The organism is Streptomyces sp. NPDC059785, assembly GCF_042732375.1.
Taxonomy (GTDB): Bacteria; Actinomycetota; Actinomycetes; order Streptomycetales; family Streptomycetaceae; genus Streptomyces.
Map to the genome: position 1 here is coordinate 27,329 of NZ_JBHWHV010000019.1, position 15,624 is coordinate 42,952.

Annotated in this window: 12 protein-coding genes; 5 read left to right on the top strand and 7 right to left on the bottom strand. The window is 72.6% G+C overall.

Translation table 11 applies throughout. From position 1 onward, the window contains the following. Positions 1 to 31: 31 nt before the first annotated feature. The 5 genes from ACFV6E_RS16895 to ACFV6E_RS16915 all read right to left on the bottom strand — a co-directional run bounded on the left by ACFV6E_RS16895 (position 32) and on the right by ACFV6E_RS16915 (position 7,941). Positions 32 to 1,096 (bottom strand): chorismate-binding protein, encoded by a 1,065-nt coding sequence (locus tag ACFV6E_RS16895; protein WP_385462317.1) that lies wholly within the window; start codon positions 1,094 to 1,096, stop codon positions 32 to 34. Positions 1,097 to 1,819: 723 nt separating this feature from the next. Further along, the gene (locus ACFV6E_RS16900) at positions 1,820 to 2,980 is read right to left on the bottom strand and encodes a magnesium and cobalt transport protein CorA (RefSeq protein ID WP_385164803.1); all 1,161 of its coding nucleotides are present in this window, start codon (positions 2,978 to 2,980) and stop codon (positions 1,820 to 1,822) included. Between the two features lie 364 nt (positions 2,981 to 3,344). Next, positions 3,345 to 4,136, bottom strand: a complete 792-nt coding sequence (locus tag ACFV6E_RS16905; RefSeq protein WP_385164801.1) for a S1 family peptidase — start codon at positions 4,134 to 4,136, stop codon at positions 3,345 to 3,347. A gap of 245 nt (positions 4,137 to 4,381) precedes the next feature. Then, positions 4,382 to 7,189 carry an AAA family ATPase gene (locus ACFV6E_RS16910; protein WP_385462320.1) on the bottom strand — a complete coding sequence of 936 codons (2,808 nt, stop codon included), beginning with the start codon at positions 7,187 to 7,189 and terminating at the stop codon, positions 4,382 to 4,384. A 116-nt stretch (positions 7,190 to 7,305) separates the two neighbouring features. Then, on the bottom strand, positions 7,306 to 7,941 hold the full coding sequence (locus tag ACFV6E_RS16915; protein ID WP_385164795.1) for a TetR/AcrR family transcriptional regulator: 636 nt from the start codon (positions 7,939 to 7,941) through the stop codon (positions 7,306 to 7,308). 204 nt (positions 7,942 to 8,145) lie between these two features. Between ACFV6E_RS16915 and ACFV6E_RS16920 the strand changes: the two genes are divergently transcribed. From ACFV6E_RS16920 to ACFV6E_RS16930, 3 genes are all read left to right on the top strand, one after another. Next, positions 8,146 to 8,775 (top strand): MSMEG_1061 family FMN-dependent PPOX-type flavoprotein, encoded by a 630-nt coding sequence (locus ACFV6E_RS16920; protein ID WP_385462323.1) that lies wholly within the window; start codon positions 8,146 to 8,148, stop codon positions 8,773 to 8,775. Next, positions 8,775 to 9,683, top strand: coding sequence for a PDR/VanB family oxidoreductase (locus ACFV6E_RS16925; protein ID WP_385462326.1), 909 nt, complete (start codon positions 8,775 to 8,777; stop codon positions 9,681 to 9,683). Before ACFV6E_RS16920 ends, ACFV6E_RS16925 begins: the two co-directional genes overlap by 1 nt. 126 nt (positions 9,684 to 9,809) lie before the next feature. Further along, positions 9,810 to 10,577 carry a siderophore-interacting protein gene (locus ACFV6E_RS16930; RefSeq protein WP_385462456.1) on the top strand — a complete coding sequence of 256 codons (768 nt, stop codon included), beginning with the start codon at positions 9,810 to 9,812 and terminating at the stop codon, positions 10,575 to 10,577. A gap of 7 nt (positions 10,578 to 10,584) precedes the next feature. Here ACFV6E_RS16930 and ACFV6E_RS16935 read toward each other — a convergent pair whose 3' ends face one another. Beyond that, on the bottom strand, positions 10,585 to 11,328 hold the full coding sequence (locus tag ACFV6E_RS16935; protein WP_385462329.1) for a phosphotransferase: 744 nt from the start codon (positions 11,326 to 11,328) through the stop codon (positions 10,585 to 10,587). Positions 11,329 to 11,342: 14 nt separating this feature from the next. Further along, entirely contained in the window at positions 11,343 to 12,179 is an 837-nt protein-coding gene (locus tag ACFV6E_RS16940; RefSeq protein ID WP_385164784.1) for a response regulator transcription factor, read from the bottom strand. A gap of 101 nt (positions 12,180 to 12,280) precedes the next feature. Here ACFV6E_RS16940 and ACFV6E_RS16945 point away from each other — a divergent pair, with 101 nt between their 5' ends. Next, entirely contained in the window at positions 12,281 to 13,984 is a 1,704-nt protein-coding gene (locus ACFV6E_RS16945) for an AMP-binding protein (RefSeq protein ID WP_385164782.1), read from the top strand. Then, the gene (locus tag ACFV6E_RS16950) at positions 13,981 to 15,603 is read left to right on the top strand and encodes an AMP-binding protein (RefSeq protein ID WP_385462331.1); all 1,623 of its coding nucleotides are present in this window, start codon (positions 13,981 to 13,983) and stop codon (positions 15,601 to 15,603) included. The genes ACFV6E_RS16945 and ACFV6E_RS16950 overlap by 4 nt, the downstream gene beginning before the upstream one ends. Positions 15,604 to 15,624: the final 21 nt, after the last annotated feature.

Genomic DNA, 15,624 nt, shown 5'->3' on the forward strand with positions numbered 1-15,624 from the left:
TGACTGCGTGGTTGAGGGTGCGCACCAGGCGTTACAGGCCGGCACTGTCCGCAACGCCCTGTGGGGCACGGCGCTCGATGTCGGGACGCGAAGCTATGGCCAGCAGTCGGCGGGCCTTCAGCTCCGTCTCCTCCCACTCGCGCAGCGGGTCGGAGCCCCAGGTGATGCCGGCGCCGGTGCCGAAGCGCAACAGTCCTTCGGGCCGATTGATGAAGAACGTGCGTATGCCCACGGCGAGTTCGCCGTGCCGGCGGTCTGCGTCGACCCAGCCGATCGCGCCGCAGTAGAGGCCGCGCGGACCTCGTTCCAGTTCCTCGATCAGCTCCAGGGACTTCTTCTTGGGCGTGCCGGTCACCGAGCCTGGGGGAAACGTGGCCCGGAGCAGCTGGGGCCAGCCGGCATCCGGTGCGAGTTCTCCGTCGACCGAGGAAACGAGGTGTACCAAGCCCGGGTGCTGTTGCACCGTGCAGAGGTCGGGCACCTGGATGCTTCCGGGTGTACACACCTGGCCGAGGTCATTGCGCACCAAGTCTACGATCATGACGTTCTCGGCCTGATCCTTCTCCAGGAGGTCGGCCTCGGTCTGACCGGTGCCCTTGATGGGCATGGACGTCACCGTACGACCGCGGCGGCGCACGAACAGCTCCGGTGACGCCGTCGTCACCTCCACGCCATGAGCGGGCAGTCGGATCGTGCCGGCGAAGGGTGCCGGGTTGTGGCGCCGCAACAAATCCGCCAGGGCCATGATGTCGCTGTCAGGGGCGATGGGTGCCGACAGGAGACGGCACAGATTCGCCTGGTAGATGTCCCCGGCTGCTATGCGCTCGCGGATACGGGCCACGGCCGCGACGTATTCGTCCTTTCTGAGCGAGGTGGACCAGTCCTCGGGACGTGGGCCGTGCCAGGGGCGTCGGCTGCACTTCACTGCGGGAACGCGCCGAACGTCACGGAATCTGGCGCAGATGACCTCACCCTCGAAGGAGACTGCTGTCACCCAGTAACCCGTTGAGTCGAGGGCCGATGGGTCACGAGTGACGTCGAGGAGACGAGTCGCCAGTGTGCCGCTCCAGTACGCCATCGGCTCGTCGCCGCCCATCCGACTCCCTCCGTCCACTCGCAGTAGCCAGGGCAATCTATTCAGCAGAATCGTGTTCTGTCTAGTAGATGAGGGGTCTCCGGCTCGCTGAACCCGCCGATCGCCAGCCCGGCTGCCTGCTGCACAGGGGTGCCGATGAGAACGAAGTGTGTGTCGGGTGCGGCGCACACCGCCTCCTGAAGCTCCCCCGCAACGCCGACTACGACCTCGACCACCCGCCCGCCCATCAGGCGCGGTGGTCTGTGGGAGGAGCGGCTGGTGACGTCTTGCCGATGAACGAGGGGGCGCGGGCACACCCGCGGTGCCAGGCGGCCAGCCGAGGAAGGCGTCAACGGCGGCCCCGTCCCACCGGCCGCCGTCTAGCGCCGCGAGCCTGTGGGGCCTTACCTCATCGGCGGCAGCAGGTCGATTCCGTGGCCTTGATACTCCTCGGCGCGCGACGCACCCAGTACCCGGTCTTGCGGTGACGCCGTTGGCGCTCGGGACGCCCGGGTGCAGCGCCCGATCGCATCGTCGCCGCTTACTCTCCGTGTGGATCGAGCATCTTGCCGGCATCGTTGTGAAGGCGGCGTCCGGGGTGGGCGACCGTAGGTTCGGGGAGAACCGGGTGGCGCGGCGCGCGGCTCGTTCTCCCCAGATTCTCCCCAGTGGCTCGAACGGGGTGTGCGAGGGTCGCGTCCGGCTCTCCGAGGGCATGGCGCAGGCCCTCGGGGGGCCGGTTACTCAGAGCCAGTCCCGCCGCTTGAAGATGAGGTACAAACTGGTGCAGACGACCGCCATGAGGACGATCGCGAAGGGGTATCCCATCACCCAGTGCAACTCCGGCATGTGCGAGAAGTTCATGCCGTAGATCGTGCCGACGAGGGTGGGGGCGAAGAGGATGGCCGCCCACGAGGAGATCTTCTTGATCTCCTCGTTCTGTTCGAAGCCCGCCTCCGCCAGGGCCCGCATCTCCGCGTTCTGCTGCTGGGTGACCAGCGTCGCGTTCACGGTGAGGATGTCGGTGAGCGCCTGCCGGAAGCCGTCGACGCGCTCGCTGGTGTGGGTGACGTGGTCGGCGACGTCGCGCAGATAGCGCTGGAGCTCCTCGTCGGTGCCGTACTTGGCGAAGCCCGCCATCAGGCCGTGCAGCATGCCGACCAGCGGGCGGGTGGCACGCTGGAACTCGACCATCTCGCGGGAGAGTTCGTAGATGCGCCGGGAGACCGCCGGGTCGCCGCGGAACACCTCGGTCTCGATCTCGTCGATGTCGTTCTGCACCCCGCTGACGACCGGCACGTACCCGTCGACCACCGAGTCGAGGATCGCGTACAGGACGGCCTCCGGGCCCAGCTTCAGCAGCTCCGGGGCGTCCTCCATGCGCCGCCGCACCGCCGACAGGTCCGGCGCCGCCCCGTGCCGCACGGTGATCACGAAATCGGGGCCCACGAACACGTGCAGCTCGCCGAAGTCGACCTCCTCGGGCGCGTCGAGATAGCGGGCGGCGCGCAGGACGACGAAGAGCGTGTCGCCGTACCGCTCCAGCTTCGGGCGCTGGTGCGCCTCCATCGCGTCCTCGACGGAGAGCGGGTGCAGGTCGAACTCGGCGGCCAGGGAGAGCAGTTCGTGCTCCGTGGGCCGGGCGAGACCGATCCACGCCATACCGGCGGGCTCGTCACGGAGCTGCCGGAAGGTCTCGGTGAGCGTCTCGGGGTTCGAGACGCGCACGCCGTCCCGGTAGACGGCCGCCTGGACGACGGTGCCGGCGTCCGCCTGTTCGGCGTCCGGCGGGGCGGGCCCGTCCGCGGGCTCCGGCTCGGGCGGTGCGGGCGGCGGGGTCAGGGCCCGCCGCCAGACGGACCTCTTGCCGTTCTTCGAGGCCGGCCGGGCCCGACGCTCGGACATGGCGGCTGCCTCCCGTCCTCGCACGTACGTCTGTTCCGATCACCGAGCAGGATATACGGGTCGAATGACGCAAGCCCTCGGGGCGGGGGCCCGGTGCCGGACACCTGGCGCACCTTGCGGACAGAAGGTGTCCGCGAGGCCGACTGCCGTACGCGTGACGAGGGCTCGTACGACATCAGGTCCGGGACCGTCGTGGGGGTACGGGGGTGATGCCGGCGGACGGGGGGAGACGCGGGGAAGCCGGCCGCCGACAAGCGGGGGAGGGTGCGGTGGTAAGGGAGCGCTGCGGGCCGCTCGTGGAGGCCCGCAGCGCCCCCCGGCTATCACCTGAGGGGTACTCAGGAGTCCGTAGTGCCCTGGCGGACTAGGAGTTGACCTGTGCGGTCACCAGGCTGGAGAAGGTCGTCAGCCGGGTGTAGACACCCGGGTAGCCGGCCTCCGCGCAGCCCTCGCCCCAGGAGGTGATGCCTGCCAGGACGCCGCCGATGAGCAGCGGGCCGCCGCTGTCGCCCTGGCAGGTGTCGACGCCGCCGGAGGTGTATCCGGCGCAGACCATGTCGGTGGCCACGTAGTCGGAGCCGTAGGAGCTGCGGCAACTGGTGTCCGAGACCGTCGGCACGGTGGCCGTGCGGAGCTGGTTGGAGGAGCTGCCGTTCTCCGAGGTGGTGCCCCAGCCCAGGACACGGGCCGTGGTGCCGGCCGCGTACACACCGGTGTCCGAGGCGGAGACGTACGACGCCGGGGTGTACGACATCGAGGTGGCGAGGGTCAGCACGGCCACGTCGTCGCCGTTGGTGGCGTCCGTGTAGCTCGGGTTGATCCAGATCTTGCTGACCCGGCTGACGGTGCCGTTCGTGCCGTTCAGGTACGTTCTGCCGCCGACCACGCGGACGCTGCTGGTGGTCTCGCCGACCATGCAGTGCGCGGCGGTGACGACCTTGTTGGCGGCGACCAGCGTGCCGCCGCAGAACTGGTTCTGCGAGGCGTCGGTGATCTGCATCATGAACGGGTACGCGGTGGTCGTGGTCGTCGTACCGCCGACGATCGGCTGGGGCGCCGCGACGGCGCCGGGCGCGCCGAGCAGCGCGGTCGCGGCGGCGGCAGCGGTGGCCGCACAGACGGCGGCGGTCTTCTTGGCACGGTTGAGCCCGAACATGGGTCTCCTCGGTGGTCGCCGGTGGGGGTCGCGCGGGTGGGGGTTGCACGGGGCCGGCGGACCGGCGCCCTGTGCCCGGGCGAGCGGCACGCCCTCACGCTAGAAGCAGCCCCGCCGCCTCCCCAATGAGGGAACCCCCTAGCCGGACCGGGAAGGGAAAACCCTCGGTCGCGCCCCGCAAACCTCCCCGCGGATGAACATCCTCCGTAGGTTTCCCCGCGCTGGCCCGTCGGCCCGTCGGCCCGTCAGCCCGTCCGGCCGCCCGCCGCCAGGCGCACGATGTCGACCCGGGAGCGGATCCCCAGCTTCCGGTAGACCCGGGTGAGCGTGGCCTCCACCGTCTTGACGCTGATGAACAGGCGGGCGGCGATCTCCCGGTTGGTGGCGCCCTCCATGACGAGGGCGGCCACCTGCCGTTCCGTGGCGGCCAGCGCGTCGAGCGCGGCCGCGGCGGCGACCGGCGCGGGGGTCACGGCCGAGGACGCCTCGGCCTGCCGCAGCCACGGCAGGGCGCGGCAGCGCCGGAACAGCCGTGACGCCTCGTCGTACGAGGTGGGTCCGGGCCGGTGGGTGCGCAGCCCGGCCAGGGCGTACGCGGCCCGTGCCTCCTCAAGGCCGTAGCCGAGCTTGCCGAGGCGGTCCTGCGCGGACGTCAACTGGCGTGCGGCGGCGCCGAGTTCGCCGCGCGCCGCCCGTACGAGCGCCTCGGCGCGGTCGAGGACGGCGAGCACGCTCTCCCGGCCGAGCCGCAGCGCGCGGGTGCGGGTGGCGTCGATGACGTCCTGCGCCTCGGCCGGTTCGCCGATCCGGACCAGCGCCTCCGCGAGGTCCCCGTGCCAGCGCCCGCGCGCCGGATCGGTGACGCCGAGCCCCTCTTCCAGCTCCCGCACCCGGCGCAGCGCCTGGACGGCGGCCGGGGCGTCCCCGGCGACCAGGCGGGCGTGCCCGAGGGCACCGAGGGCGCGCGAGAGGTACATCAGGTCGCCGTCCTCCTCGGCGCGTTCCACCGCCTCGCGGGCCAGCGCGAGCGCCCGGTCGGTGTCGCCGCCCGCGGCCTCCGCGAGGGAGGTGAACATGGCGGTGGCCGCCTCCCCGATGCCGGTGTCACGCGCGAGGCGCAGGCTCTCCCGGGCCAGGTCGAGCGCCCGGCCGCAGTGCCCGGCGCGCAGTTCGGTCTCGGCGAGGCCGCGCAGGAAGTGCACCTCGCTCTCGACCATCCCGCGCCTGCGCGCCTCGCGCAGCAGGGCGGTGATGGTGGTCCGCGCCTCGGCGAGCTGGTCGCTCATGATCAGCCAGCGGAAGCGGGCCGCGCCCGCGCCGTTGTGGTCGCACGCGACCCGCGGGTCCTGTGGTTCGCGCAGTGCCCGTTTGATGGTGGCGGGCGCGTCCGCGTGCCCCATCAGGGTCTCCATCTGGGCCTGGAAGGCCAGCGCGAGGAGTTCGGTGCGCCGGTCCCCGGCGCGGGCGGCCAGCTCCGCCGCGCGCGCCGCCTCCTCCCGGCCCTTGGCCATCTCGCCCTCCACCAGCAGTGCCCGCCAGGCCAGTTGGTAGCGCACGAGGGCGAGAAGCCGGGGGTCGTTGCCGGCGTCCTCCAGCGCCACCGGGAAGACGGCGTCGACCTCGGCCATCGCCTGCCCCGCCGCGTCGATCACCACCATCCAGGCCCGTACCCGGTCCGCCGGTTCGGTGGCGCGGCCCAGCACGTCGCGGGCGATGTCCCGGGCGAGGTCGGTCTCGCCGGCGGTCAGCGCGTCCTCGGCCGCCTGGAGCCGCCGCTCGTCGGGGCCGGGCACGGTGTCCGCCGGGGTGTGCCGGGCGGCAAGGAGGCCGAGGCCCGCGGCGACCGACGGGGCGCCGCGGTCCCGGGCGACGGCGGCGGCCTCCTCCAGGCGGTCGGCCACGCCCGGATCGGGTCCGGTACTGGCCAGCGCGAGGTGCCGGGCCCGCTCGATGGGGTCGGAGGCGGCCGTGGACAGCGCGGCATGGGCCGCCCGCCGCTCCTGCGGTGCCGCCTCGGCGTACACGGCGGCCGAGATCAGCGGATGCGCGAACCGTACGCCGGGACCCTCGCGTTCCGGGGCGAGCAGCCCGAGTTCGGCGGCCGAGGCGGTCTCCGCCTCGGCGTCCTCGCGGCCCGCCGCGCGCAGCAGCGCCTGGGTGGGGCGGGCGCCCGCGCTCACCACGAGCAGGGTGCGGCGGGCCTCCGCCGAGAGCATCCCGATCCGGTTCAGGACCAGGGCGCGCAGCGAGGTCGGCACGGGCAGCGGCTCGCCGGGCCGGGGCGGCGTGGGGCTCTCGGCGAGCGCGCGGCCCAGTTCGAGGGCGAACAGCGGGTTGCCGCCGCTGGTGCGGTGGATGTCCCGGACGGTCGAGCGCGACAGGTCCGCGTGCCCGCGGTGCGCGAGCAGATCGGCGACCTGGGCGCGGGCGAGCGGATTGACGCGCACGGCGAGGGACTCCGGGGGCAACGCGCGTAGATAACGGTCGTGCCGCTGCGCACCGGGTTCCGACTCGGTCCGTACGGCACACAGCATCTGTACAGGCATCTCGCCGAGCCGCCGGGCGGCGAAGCCGAGCAGTTCGGTGCTGGCCGAGTCCAGCCACTGGAGGTCGTCGGCCACGATCAGCACGGGACCCCGGGCGGCCAGCGCGCGGAGCACGGAGAGCACCGCGAGCCGCAGCGCGAGTCCGTCGCGCTGGAGGGTGGACTCGCCGCGGCCGGTGAGCGCCGACTCCAGGGCGGTGCGCTGCGGGGCGGGCAGCGCGCCCGACACCTCGTCGGCGACGAGACCGAGAAGATCCGCCAGCGCGAGGAAGGGGAGATGGCTTTCGGACTCGGTGGCCGAACACCGCAGAACGGTCCGTGCCGCGTCGGCGTATTCCGCGGCCAGCGTCCGCAGCACGGTCGACTTTCCTATTCCCGCCGGGCCGTGCACCAGCACGCTGCCGCCGCGGGACAGTTGTTCCCGCGCGCCCGTGAACAGCTCGTCCCGGCCGATGACCAGGTCGGGGCGCGGTCTCACGGGTTCCTTGAAGTCCCCTGTCACGGTCACCGCTCCCTCGTGTGTCGTGTCCTGGCCAATATTAGGCAACGGATCTTTGAATCAGGGCCTGTCCTCTTAGGCCGGTCCGTGGGATGAGGGAGGCGGCGGAATGCGCGAACGGGTGATTACGCCGTCCCGGCCGGTCCGTTGGTGAGGTAACGGGTGATCATGGCGACGACCTCGTCCTCCAGCGCGGTGGTGTCGACGGGGTCGGGCTCGGCGACGAGGTGGTGGATGGCCAGCTCCACGGTGGACACGACGAGCCGGGCGGCGACGTAGGTGTTCTCGACGTCGATGTCCGGGTGCCGCTCGATCAGTTCCCGCACGTGGCCGACGACCTCCCGGTGGTGCTCCGCGACCTTCTCCAGCAACTGGGGGGACCGCGGCGTCTCCTCGAACATGACGCGGAGCAGCAACGGGTCGTCGCGGTGGTTCTCGATCACCTGCCGCACCTGGACGCGGACGCTGTCCTCGATGGACCCGGGAAGCTCCTCGTTCGCGCGGCGCCAGGCGTCGGCCCTCCCGGTGTCGAGGTGCCGGGCGGCCAGCTCGACCAGGATCGAATCCTTGTTCGGGTAGTACTGGTACAGCGAGCCGATCGAGACCCGGGCCCGTTCGGCGATCCGGTTCGTGGTCCCCGCGGCGTACCCGTACTCGGCGAAAACGTGAGCAGCGGCGGTGAGGATGCGCTGCCTGGTGAGCTCGGCCCGCGCCTGGCGCGGCTGTTTACGTGGCTGAAGTCCCCGGTCCTCCGACCGCACGGCACCTCCTGGACGGCGCTTCGAATGCGAGTAGCGCATGAGCTGAACAATTGCTCACAATAGTGCCATGACCTGCGGCGCAGAGGTATGTGGCGGTCGCAGGAAGGTGAGCGGGACATGCCCGTGACGTGGCCGCGGGCGCCCGTCGCCCCCGCCCGTGTCCCATCCGTGTCCCAGCCGTGTTCCGTCCCGGAAGGAGTCCCTGTGACGCACGTCAGCACGCGCCCCCGGCCCGTGTCGCCGGCCGAGGTGCGCGCCCGGCTCGGCGAACCCGAGGCCATGGTCAAGGCGAAGATCATGGACCGTATCGACGACCACCTGCGCCGCTTCATCGCGCACTCGCCCTTCCTGACCATGGCCACGGCGGACGCCGCGGGCCGCGCGGACTGCTCGCCCCGCGGCGACTACCCGGGCTTCGTGAAGGTCCTCGACGAGCGCACCCTCGCGATCCCCGACCGCCCCGGCAACAAGCTCGCCGACTCCTTCCGCAACCTCGCCGAGAACGACGGCATCGGCCTGCTCTTCCTCGTCCCCGGCCTCCGCGAGACGCTGCGGGTCAACGGCCGCGCCTACGTCACCGACGAACCCGACGTCCTGGCTCGGATGCGGACCGAGGGCAGGACGCCGGAGCTGGCGATCGTCGTGGAGGTCGCGGAGGCGTACGGCCACTGCGGCCGCGCGCTGATCCGGTCCCGGCTGTGGGACCCCGCGAGCCGGGCACTGGCCGAAGAGGTGCCGTCGGCGGGCGAGATGGCCGTCGCGCAGCTCGGGCTCGACATCGACCCGGCGCTGCTCGACCGCGGACTCGAAGACAGCTACCGGAAGCTCTACTGATGCAGCGGACCGTCATCGACCGCATCGACCGGGTCGCCGAGGACGTCGTCTCCCTCGTCCTGCGCGGCGCCGCGGGCCCGCTGGCCCCCTGGGAGCCGGGCGCCCACATCGACCTGGCCCTGCCCAACTGGCTGACCCGGCAGTACTCGCTGTGCGGCGACCCGGCGGACCGCGACACCTACCGCGTCGCCGTCCGGTACGAGCCGCTCAGCCGGGGCGGCTCCGAGTACGTCCACCGGTTCCTGCGCACGGGCCGCACCCTCGAAGTGTCGCGCCCCCGCAACCACTTCCCGCTCGTCCCCGCGCCGGAATACCTCTTCCTCGCGGGCGGCATCGGCATCACCCCCGTGCTGCCGATGCTGCGCGCGGCGGCCGGCGCGGGCGTCCCCGCCACCCTCGTGTACGCGGGCCGGTCCGTCGCCGCCATGCCCTTCGTCGACGAGCTGCGCGCCCGCCACGGCGACCGGGTACGCGTCGTCGCCACCGGGCGGCAGCCCCGTCCCGACCTCGCCGCCCTGGCGTCCGCGTTCGGGCCCGGTGCCCTGGTCTACTGCTGCGGCCCCGCGCCGATGGTCGCCGCGGCCGAGGCCGCGTTCCCCGCCGGCCGGCTCCACACGGAGCGCTTCCAGCCGGTGACCAGGACGTTCGGCCCCGACACCGCCTTCGAGGCGGTGTGCGCGCGGTCCGGGCGCACGGTCCCGGTACCGGCCGACGAGTCCCTGCTCGACGCCCTGAACCACGCCGGGTACCCCGTGCCGTCCGGCTGCCGCGAAGGCGTCTGCGGGAGCTGCGAACTCACCGTCCTCGACGGCGAACCCGAGCACCGGGACGACATCGGCGCCCCCGCGGGCCGCATGTACGCCTGCGTCTCCCGCGCGCTGACCCCACGCCTCGTCGTGGACCTCTGACCCGAGGTCATGGACCTTCGACCCGAAGTCGTGGACCTCTGACCCGACCGCAAGCTGTCGCAACTCCCGGAACGAAAGGCGGAACACGACGTGCTGCCCAAGGTGCGCCTGCCGCAGACGCGACGGATGATCACGCTGGAGGTGCGCGGGACCACGAAGCCGACCCCCGCCTTCATGGTCGTCACGCTCGGCGGCCCGCAACTGGACCACCTGACACCCACGGGCTTCGACCAGACCGTACGGCTCTTCTTCCCCCGCGAAGGGCAACAGGAGCTGTGGATGCCGACCGCCTCCAGCGAGGCGTGGATGGCGCAGGTGCTGCTCCAGCCGAAGTCCCGCAGGCCCTGGGTGCGCAACTACACCGTCCGCCGGGTACGGCCCGAACTCGGCGAGGTGGACATCGAGTTCGCCCTGCACGGCGACACCCCGGCGTCCGCGTGGGCCCGCCGCGCCCGGCCCGGCGACCGGGCGGGGATCTTCGACATGGGCGTGACCTATCTGCCGCCGGACCACGCCGAGTGGCAGCTCCTCGTGGGGGAGGAGAGCGCCCTACCGGCGATCCTCGCCATCCTGGAGCACGCCCCCGACTCACTGGCCGCCGAAGTGTTCCTGGAGGTGCCGGAAGAGGCCGACTTCCGTACGGACTTCACCGCGCCCGAAGGCGTACGCGTGCACTGGCTGGCCCGCGGCGGCACGGACATGCCGCCGGGCGCGGCAGCCCTGGAAGCGGTCAGGTCGGCGCCCCTGCGGCCGGGCCCGTTCTACACCTGGGCCGCCGGGGAATCCGGTCTGGCCACGGGGGTGCGCCGCCATCTCGTACGGGACCGGGGCGTGCCGAAGCGGGACATAGCCTTCTTCGGCTACTGGAGGAACGGCCGTTCCGCCCCCGGGTGACCGCCGCTCACCTCAGGGCGTCCTCCAGGACGCCCCGGTGCTCGGCGACCCAGCGGAAGGCCCGCCGCACCTCGCCGGGCACCCCGGCGTCGCGGAGCCGGCCCATCGCCCGGTCACCCGCCTCCGCCTCCCGCTCGATGCCCCGCCAGCAGCGGTCCTGCCACCACAGGACCGTGGACACGAGGTCGCCGCGGTCCACCAGCCCGTAGCCGTCGGCGACCAGCCGCATCCGCCGGGCCGCCTCGCCGGGGTCCGCCGCGGGGCCCAGCGGCAGGTACTGCCAGCAGACGTGGGCGACGTCGTGGATGCGCGCGCCCGGCGCCGCGATGTCCCAGTCGATGAAGGCGACCGGACGCAGCGCGCCGCCGGCCGGCCGGTAGACCGTGTTCCTGGGCGACAGGTCGTTGTGGCAGACGACCTCGCAGGACCCGGCAAGTGCGGTACCGGCCGTCAGGTCGTGGAACTCGCGCACCAGCCGGGCGAGGGCCACCAGGCTCTCGTCCGAGGACACGGCGGCGGGCTGCCGCGGCTCCCAGGCCACGTGCCCGTCGAGATAGGACAGGACCTCGCGGCCCTCCCCGTCCACCCCGAGGAACCGCGGCGCCCCGCGCCAGCCACCGGCTTCGAGCAGCCGCAGCAGCCCGGCCACGAACTCCGTACGCGCGGAGGCGGGCCGCCGCACGGTGTCCCCGGCCCGCACGACGGCGTTGACGAAGCCGCCGGGCAGCGGGGACTCAGGCGGTACCGGCATCGGCTCCGGGACGCTCACGGCAGCAGCCCCGCGCGGCGGGCCGCGACGACCGCTTCGAGGCGGGTGTGAGCGCCCAGCTTGCGCATCGCCGAGCGCAGATACCCCTTGACCGTCTCGGGGCGCAGCCCCAGCCGCTCGGCGGCCACCGCGTTGGTCGAGCCCGCCGCGACACAGGCCAGCACGTCCACCTCGCGCGGCGCGAGCCCGACGTCGCGCGTGCCCCGCTGCCGCGAGGTCGCGCCCGCCAGCCGTCCGCAGGCCGCCAGGAGTTCGGCCCGCAGCGCCTCGTCCGCGACCCGCGGGGCCAGCGCCCGCAACGCGCTGTGCGCCTCCCGCACCTCCTCCCACGCCGCCGCGGACCCGGGATCGGGGGTGCGGGCGACGTCCAGCAGCACCCGGGCCTCGTCCTGTACGACCAGCGCCTGTTCCACGTCCCGGGCCGCCTCCACGGCCGCGTGCAGGGTGCGGTCGCCGAGCGGCTGGGCCGTGCGCAGCGCCCCGTACAGCACGCCGCGCACCCGGCGCCGTACGACGACGGGCACCGCGAGGACCGAGCACAGGCCCTCCGTGGCCACCGCGACGTCGTACTCGTGGCTGATCTGCCGGGAGGACGAGTAGTCCGTCACGGCGCAGGGCCGGGAGAGCGCGACCGCCTTGCCGCCCAGGCCGTTGCCCGAGGTGACCGCGAGCGCGCTGAGCGCGGCCGTCGCGGTGCCGACGAGTTCACTGATGCGGACCTGCCGGCCGCCGGGCTCGACCAGGCCGCCGAAGGCGACCGGCAACCCCGTGGTACGCCGCAGCCGCAACAGCGCACCACGCATCTCGACCGCCTCGGCTCCGTCAGCTGCCACGCACTCGCCCCTTCATCGCGGCGCACCCCCGTTCGGGGGTGGTGAGACCCACGTCACGAATTACACGATGTTAATTGGCTGTGCGGCAATGAGGAGGACACATGACGGCGACGAGCAGCGCGACGGAGGCGTTCCGGGGTGCGCGGGACTTCCTGCTGGCCCACCGGGAGGACTACGCGGCGGCCTACGCGGGCTTCGGCTGGCCCCGGCCCGAGTACTTCAACTGGGCGCTCGACTGGTTCGACGTCATAGCGCGGGACAACGACCGCACAGCCCTGCACATCGTCGAGGAGGACGGCACGCAGGCACGGTTCGGCTTCGCCGAGCTGTCCGAGCGGTCCAACCGCGCCGCCAACTGGCTGCGCGCCCGCGGCGTCCGCCCCGAGGACCGCGTCCTGGTGATGCTCGGCAACCAGGCCGAGCTGTGGGAGACGGCCCTCGCCGCGATGAAGCTGCGCGCCGTCGTCATCCCGGCCACCCCGCTGCTCGGCCCCGCCGACCTGCGCGACCGGGTGGCCCGCGGCCGGGTCCGGCAGGTGATCGTGCGCGCCGAGGACACCGGCAAGTTCGACGACGTGCCCGGCCGCTACACCCGCATCGTGGTCGGCGCCCCGCCCGGGGAGCGCGCCGCGTACGCCGGCCGGGGCTGGCTGCCGTACGAGGAGGCGTACGACGCGCCCGCCGCGTTCGCCCCGGACGGGCCGACCGGGGCGGACGACCCGCTGATGCTGTACTTCACCTCCGGCACCACCGCCAGCCCCAAGCTGGTCGAGCACACCCACGCCTCGTACCCGATCGGCCATCTGGCGACCATGTACTGGATCGGGGTGCGGCCGGGCGACGTGCACCTGAACATCTCCTCGCCCGGCTGGGCCAAGCACGCCTGGTCCAACCTCTTCGCGCCGTGGAACGCGGAGGCGACCGTCTTCATCCACAACTACACGCGCTTCGACGCGAACCGGCTGATGACGGAGATGGACCGGGCCGGAGTGACGACCTTCTGCGCGCCGCCCACCGTCTGGCGCATGCTCATCCAGGCCGACCTGACCCGGCTGCGCACCCCGCCGCGCGAGGCGCTCGCCGCGGGGGAGCCGCTCAACCCCGAGGTCATCGAGCAGGTACGGCGCGCCTGGGGCGTCACCATCCGGGACGGCTTCGGGCAGACCGAGACGGCCGTGCAGGTCTCCAACAGCCCCGGCCAGACCCTGAAGACGGGCTCGATGGGCCGGCCCAGCCCCGGCTACCGCGTCGAACTCCTCGACCCCGTCTCCGGTGCGCCCGGCGCCCGCGAGGGCGAGATCGCGCTCGACCTCTCCGCCCGCCCCGTGGGCCTGATGACCGGCTACCACGGCGACCCCGACCGCACCGCCGAGGCCATGGCGGGCGGCTACTACCGCACCGGTGACATCGGCTCCCGCGACGCGGACGGCTACATCACGTACGTGGGGCGCGCCGACGACGTCTTCAAGGCCAGCGATTACAAGATCTCCCCCTTCGAGCTGGAGAGCGCGCTCCTCGAGCACGAGGCGGTGGCGGAGGCCGCCGTCGTCCCCGCGCCCGACGCGGTGCGGCTGGCCGTACCGAAGGCGTACATCGTCCTGGCCGGGGGCTGGGAGCCGGGCCCGGACACCGCGAAGGTGCTCTTCGAGCACGCCCGTACGGTGCTCGCCCCCTACAAGCGGATCCGCCGCATCGAGTTCGGCGCACTGCCCAAGACCGTGTCCGGCAAGATCCGCCGGATCGAACTGCGTGAGGCCACGGCGGCGGGGTCCGCCGACGAATACCGCGAGGAGGACTTCCGGTGAGCCCATCCGCCCCGGCCGCGGCGAGCTACGCCCACGGCACGAGCACCACCCAACTGCTCGGCGACACCATCGGCGCCAACCTGGACCGGGCGATCGCCGCCCACCCCGGGCGCGAGGCGCTGGTGGACGTGGTGTCCGGGCGCCGCTGGACGTACGCGGAGTTCGGCGCCGCCGTGGACGAGGTGGCGCGCGGGCTGCTCGCCAAGGGCGTACTGAAGGGCGACCGCGTCGGCATCTGGGCGGTCAACTGCCCGGAGTGGGTGCTCGTCCAGTACGCGACCGCCCGCATCGGCGCGATCATGGTGAACATCAACCCGGCCTACCGCGCCCACGAGCTGGAGTACGTCCTCAAGCAGGCCGGGGTCTCCGTCCTGATCGCGTCGCTGGAGCACAAGGGCAGCGACTACCGGGCGCTGGTCAACCAGGTCCGCGAGAAGTGTCCCGCGCTGCGCGAGACGGTCTACATCGGCACCCCGTCCTGGGACGGGCTGACGGCCGGCGCGGCCTCCGTCCCCGAGGGCGAACCGGCGCGCCTCCAGGCCGAATCGAGCTGCGACGACCCGGTCAACATCCAGTACACCTCGGGCACCACCGGCTTCCCCAAGGGCGCCACCCTCTCCCACCACAACATTCTCAACAACGGCTACTGGGTGGGCCGTACGGTCGGCTACACGGAACAGGACAGAGTGTGCCTGCCCGTGCCCTTCTACCACTGCTTCGGCATGGTCATGGGAAACCTGGGCGCCACCTCCCACGCCGCCTGCATCGTCATCCCGGCCCCGTCCTTCGACCCGGCCGCGACGCTCCGGGCCGTGCAGCAGGAGCGCTGCACCTCGCTGTACGGCGTGCCGACCATGTTCATCGCCGAGCTGAACCTGCCGGACTTCGCGGAGTACGACCTCTCCTCGCTGCGCACCGGGATCATGGCCGGGTCGCCCTGCCCGGTCGAGGTGATGAAGCGGGTGGTCGCCGAGATGCACATGGCGGAGGTGTCCATCTGCTACGGCATGACGGAGACCTCGCCGGTGTCGCTCCAGACCCGCCGCGACGACGACCTGGAGCACCGCACGGGCACGGTGGGCCGGGTGCTGCCGCACATCGAGGTGAAGGTCGTCGACCCGGTCAGCGGGGTGACGCTGCCCCGCGACACCGCCGGTGAGCTGTGCACCCGCGGCTACAGCGTGATGCTCGGCTACTGGGAGGAGCCCGAGCGGACCGCGGAGGTGATCGACCACGGCCGCTGGATGCACACGGGGGACCTCGCGGTCATGCGGGAGGACGGGTACGTCGAAATCGTCGGCCGGATCAAGGACATGATCATCCGGGGCGGCGAGAACATCTACCCGCGCGAGATCGAGGAGTTCCTGTACGCCCACCCGAAGATCGCCGACGTCCAGGTGGTGGGCGTGCCGGACGAGCGCTACGGCGAGGAGGTGCTCGCCTGCGTCATCCCGCGCGATCCGGAGAACCCGCTCACCCTGGACGAGCTGCGCGCCTTCTGCGACGGCCAGTTGGCCCACTACAAGATCCCCAGCCGGGTACGGATCCTGAGGTCCTTCCCGATGACGGTGTCGGGCAAGGTACGCAAGGTGGAACTGCGGGAGGCGTACGGGAGGTAGGCGGCGGCGCGGGCGGCGGCG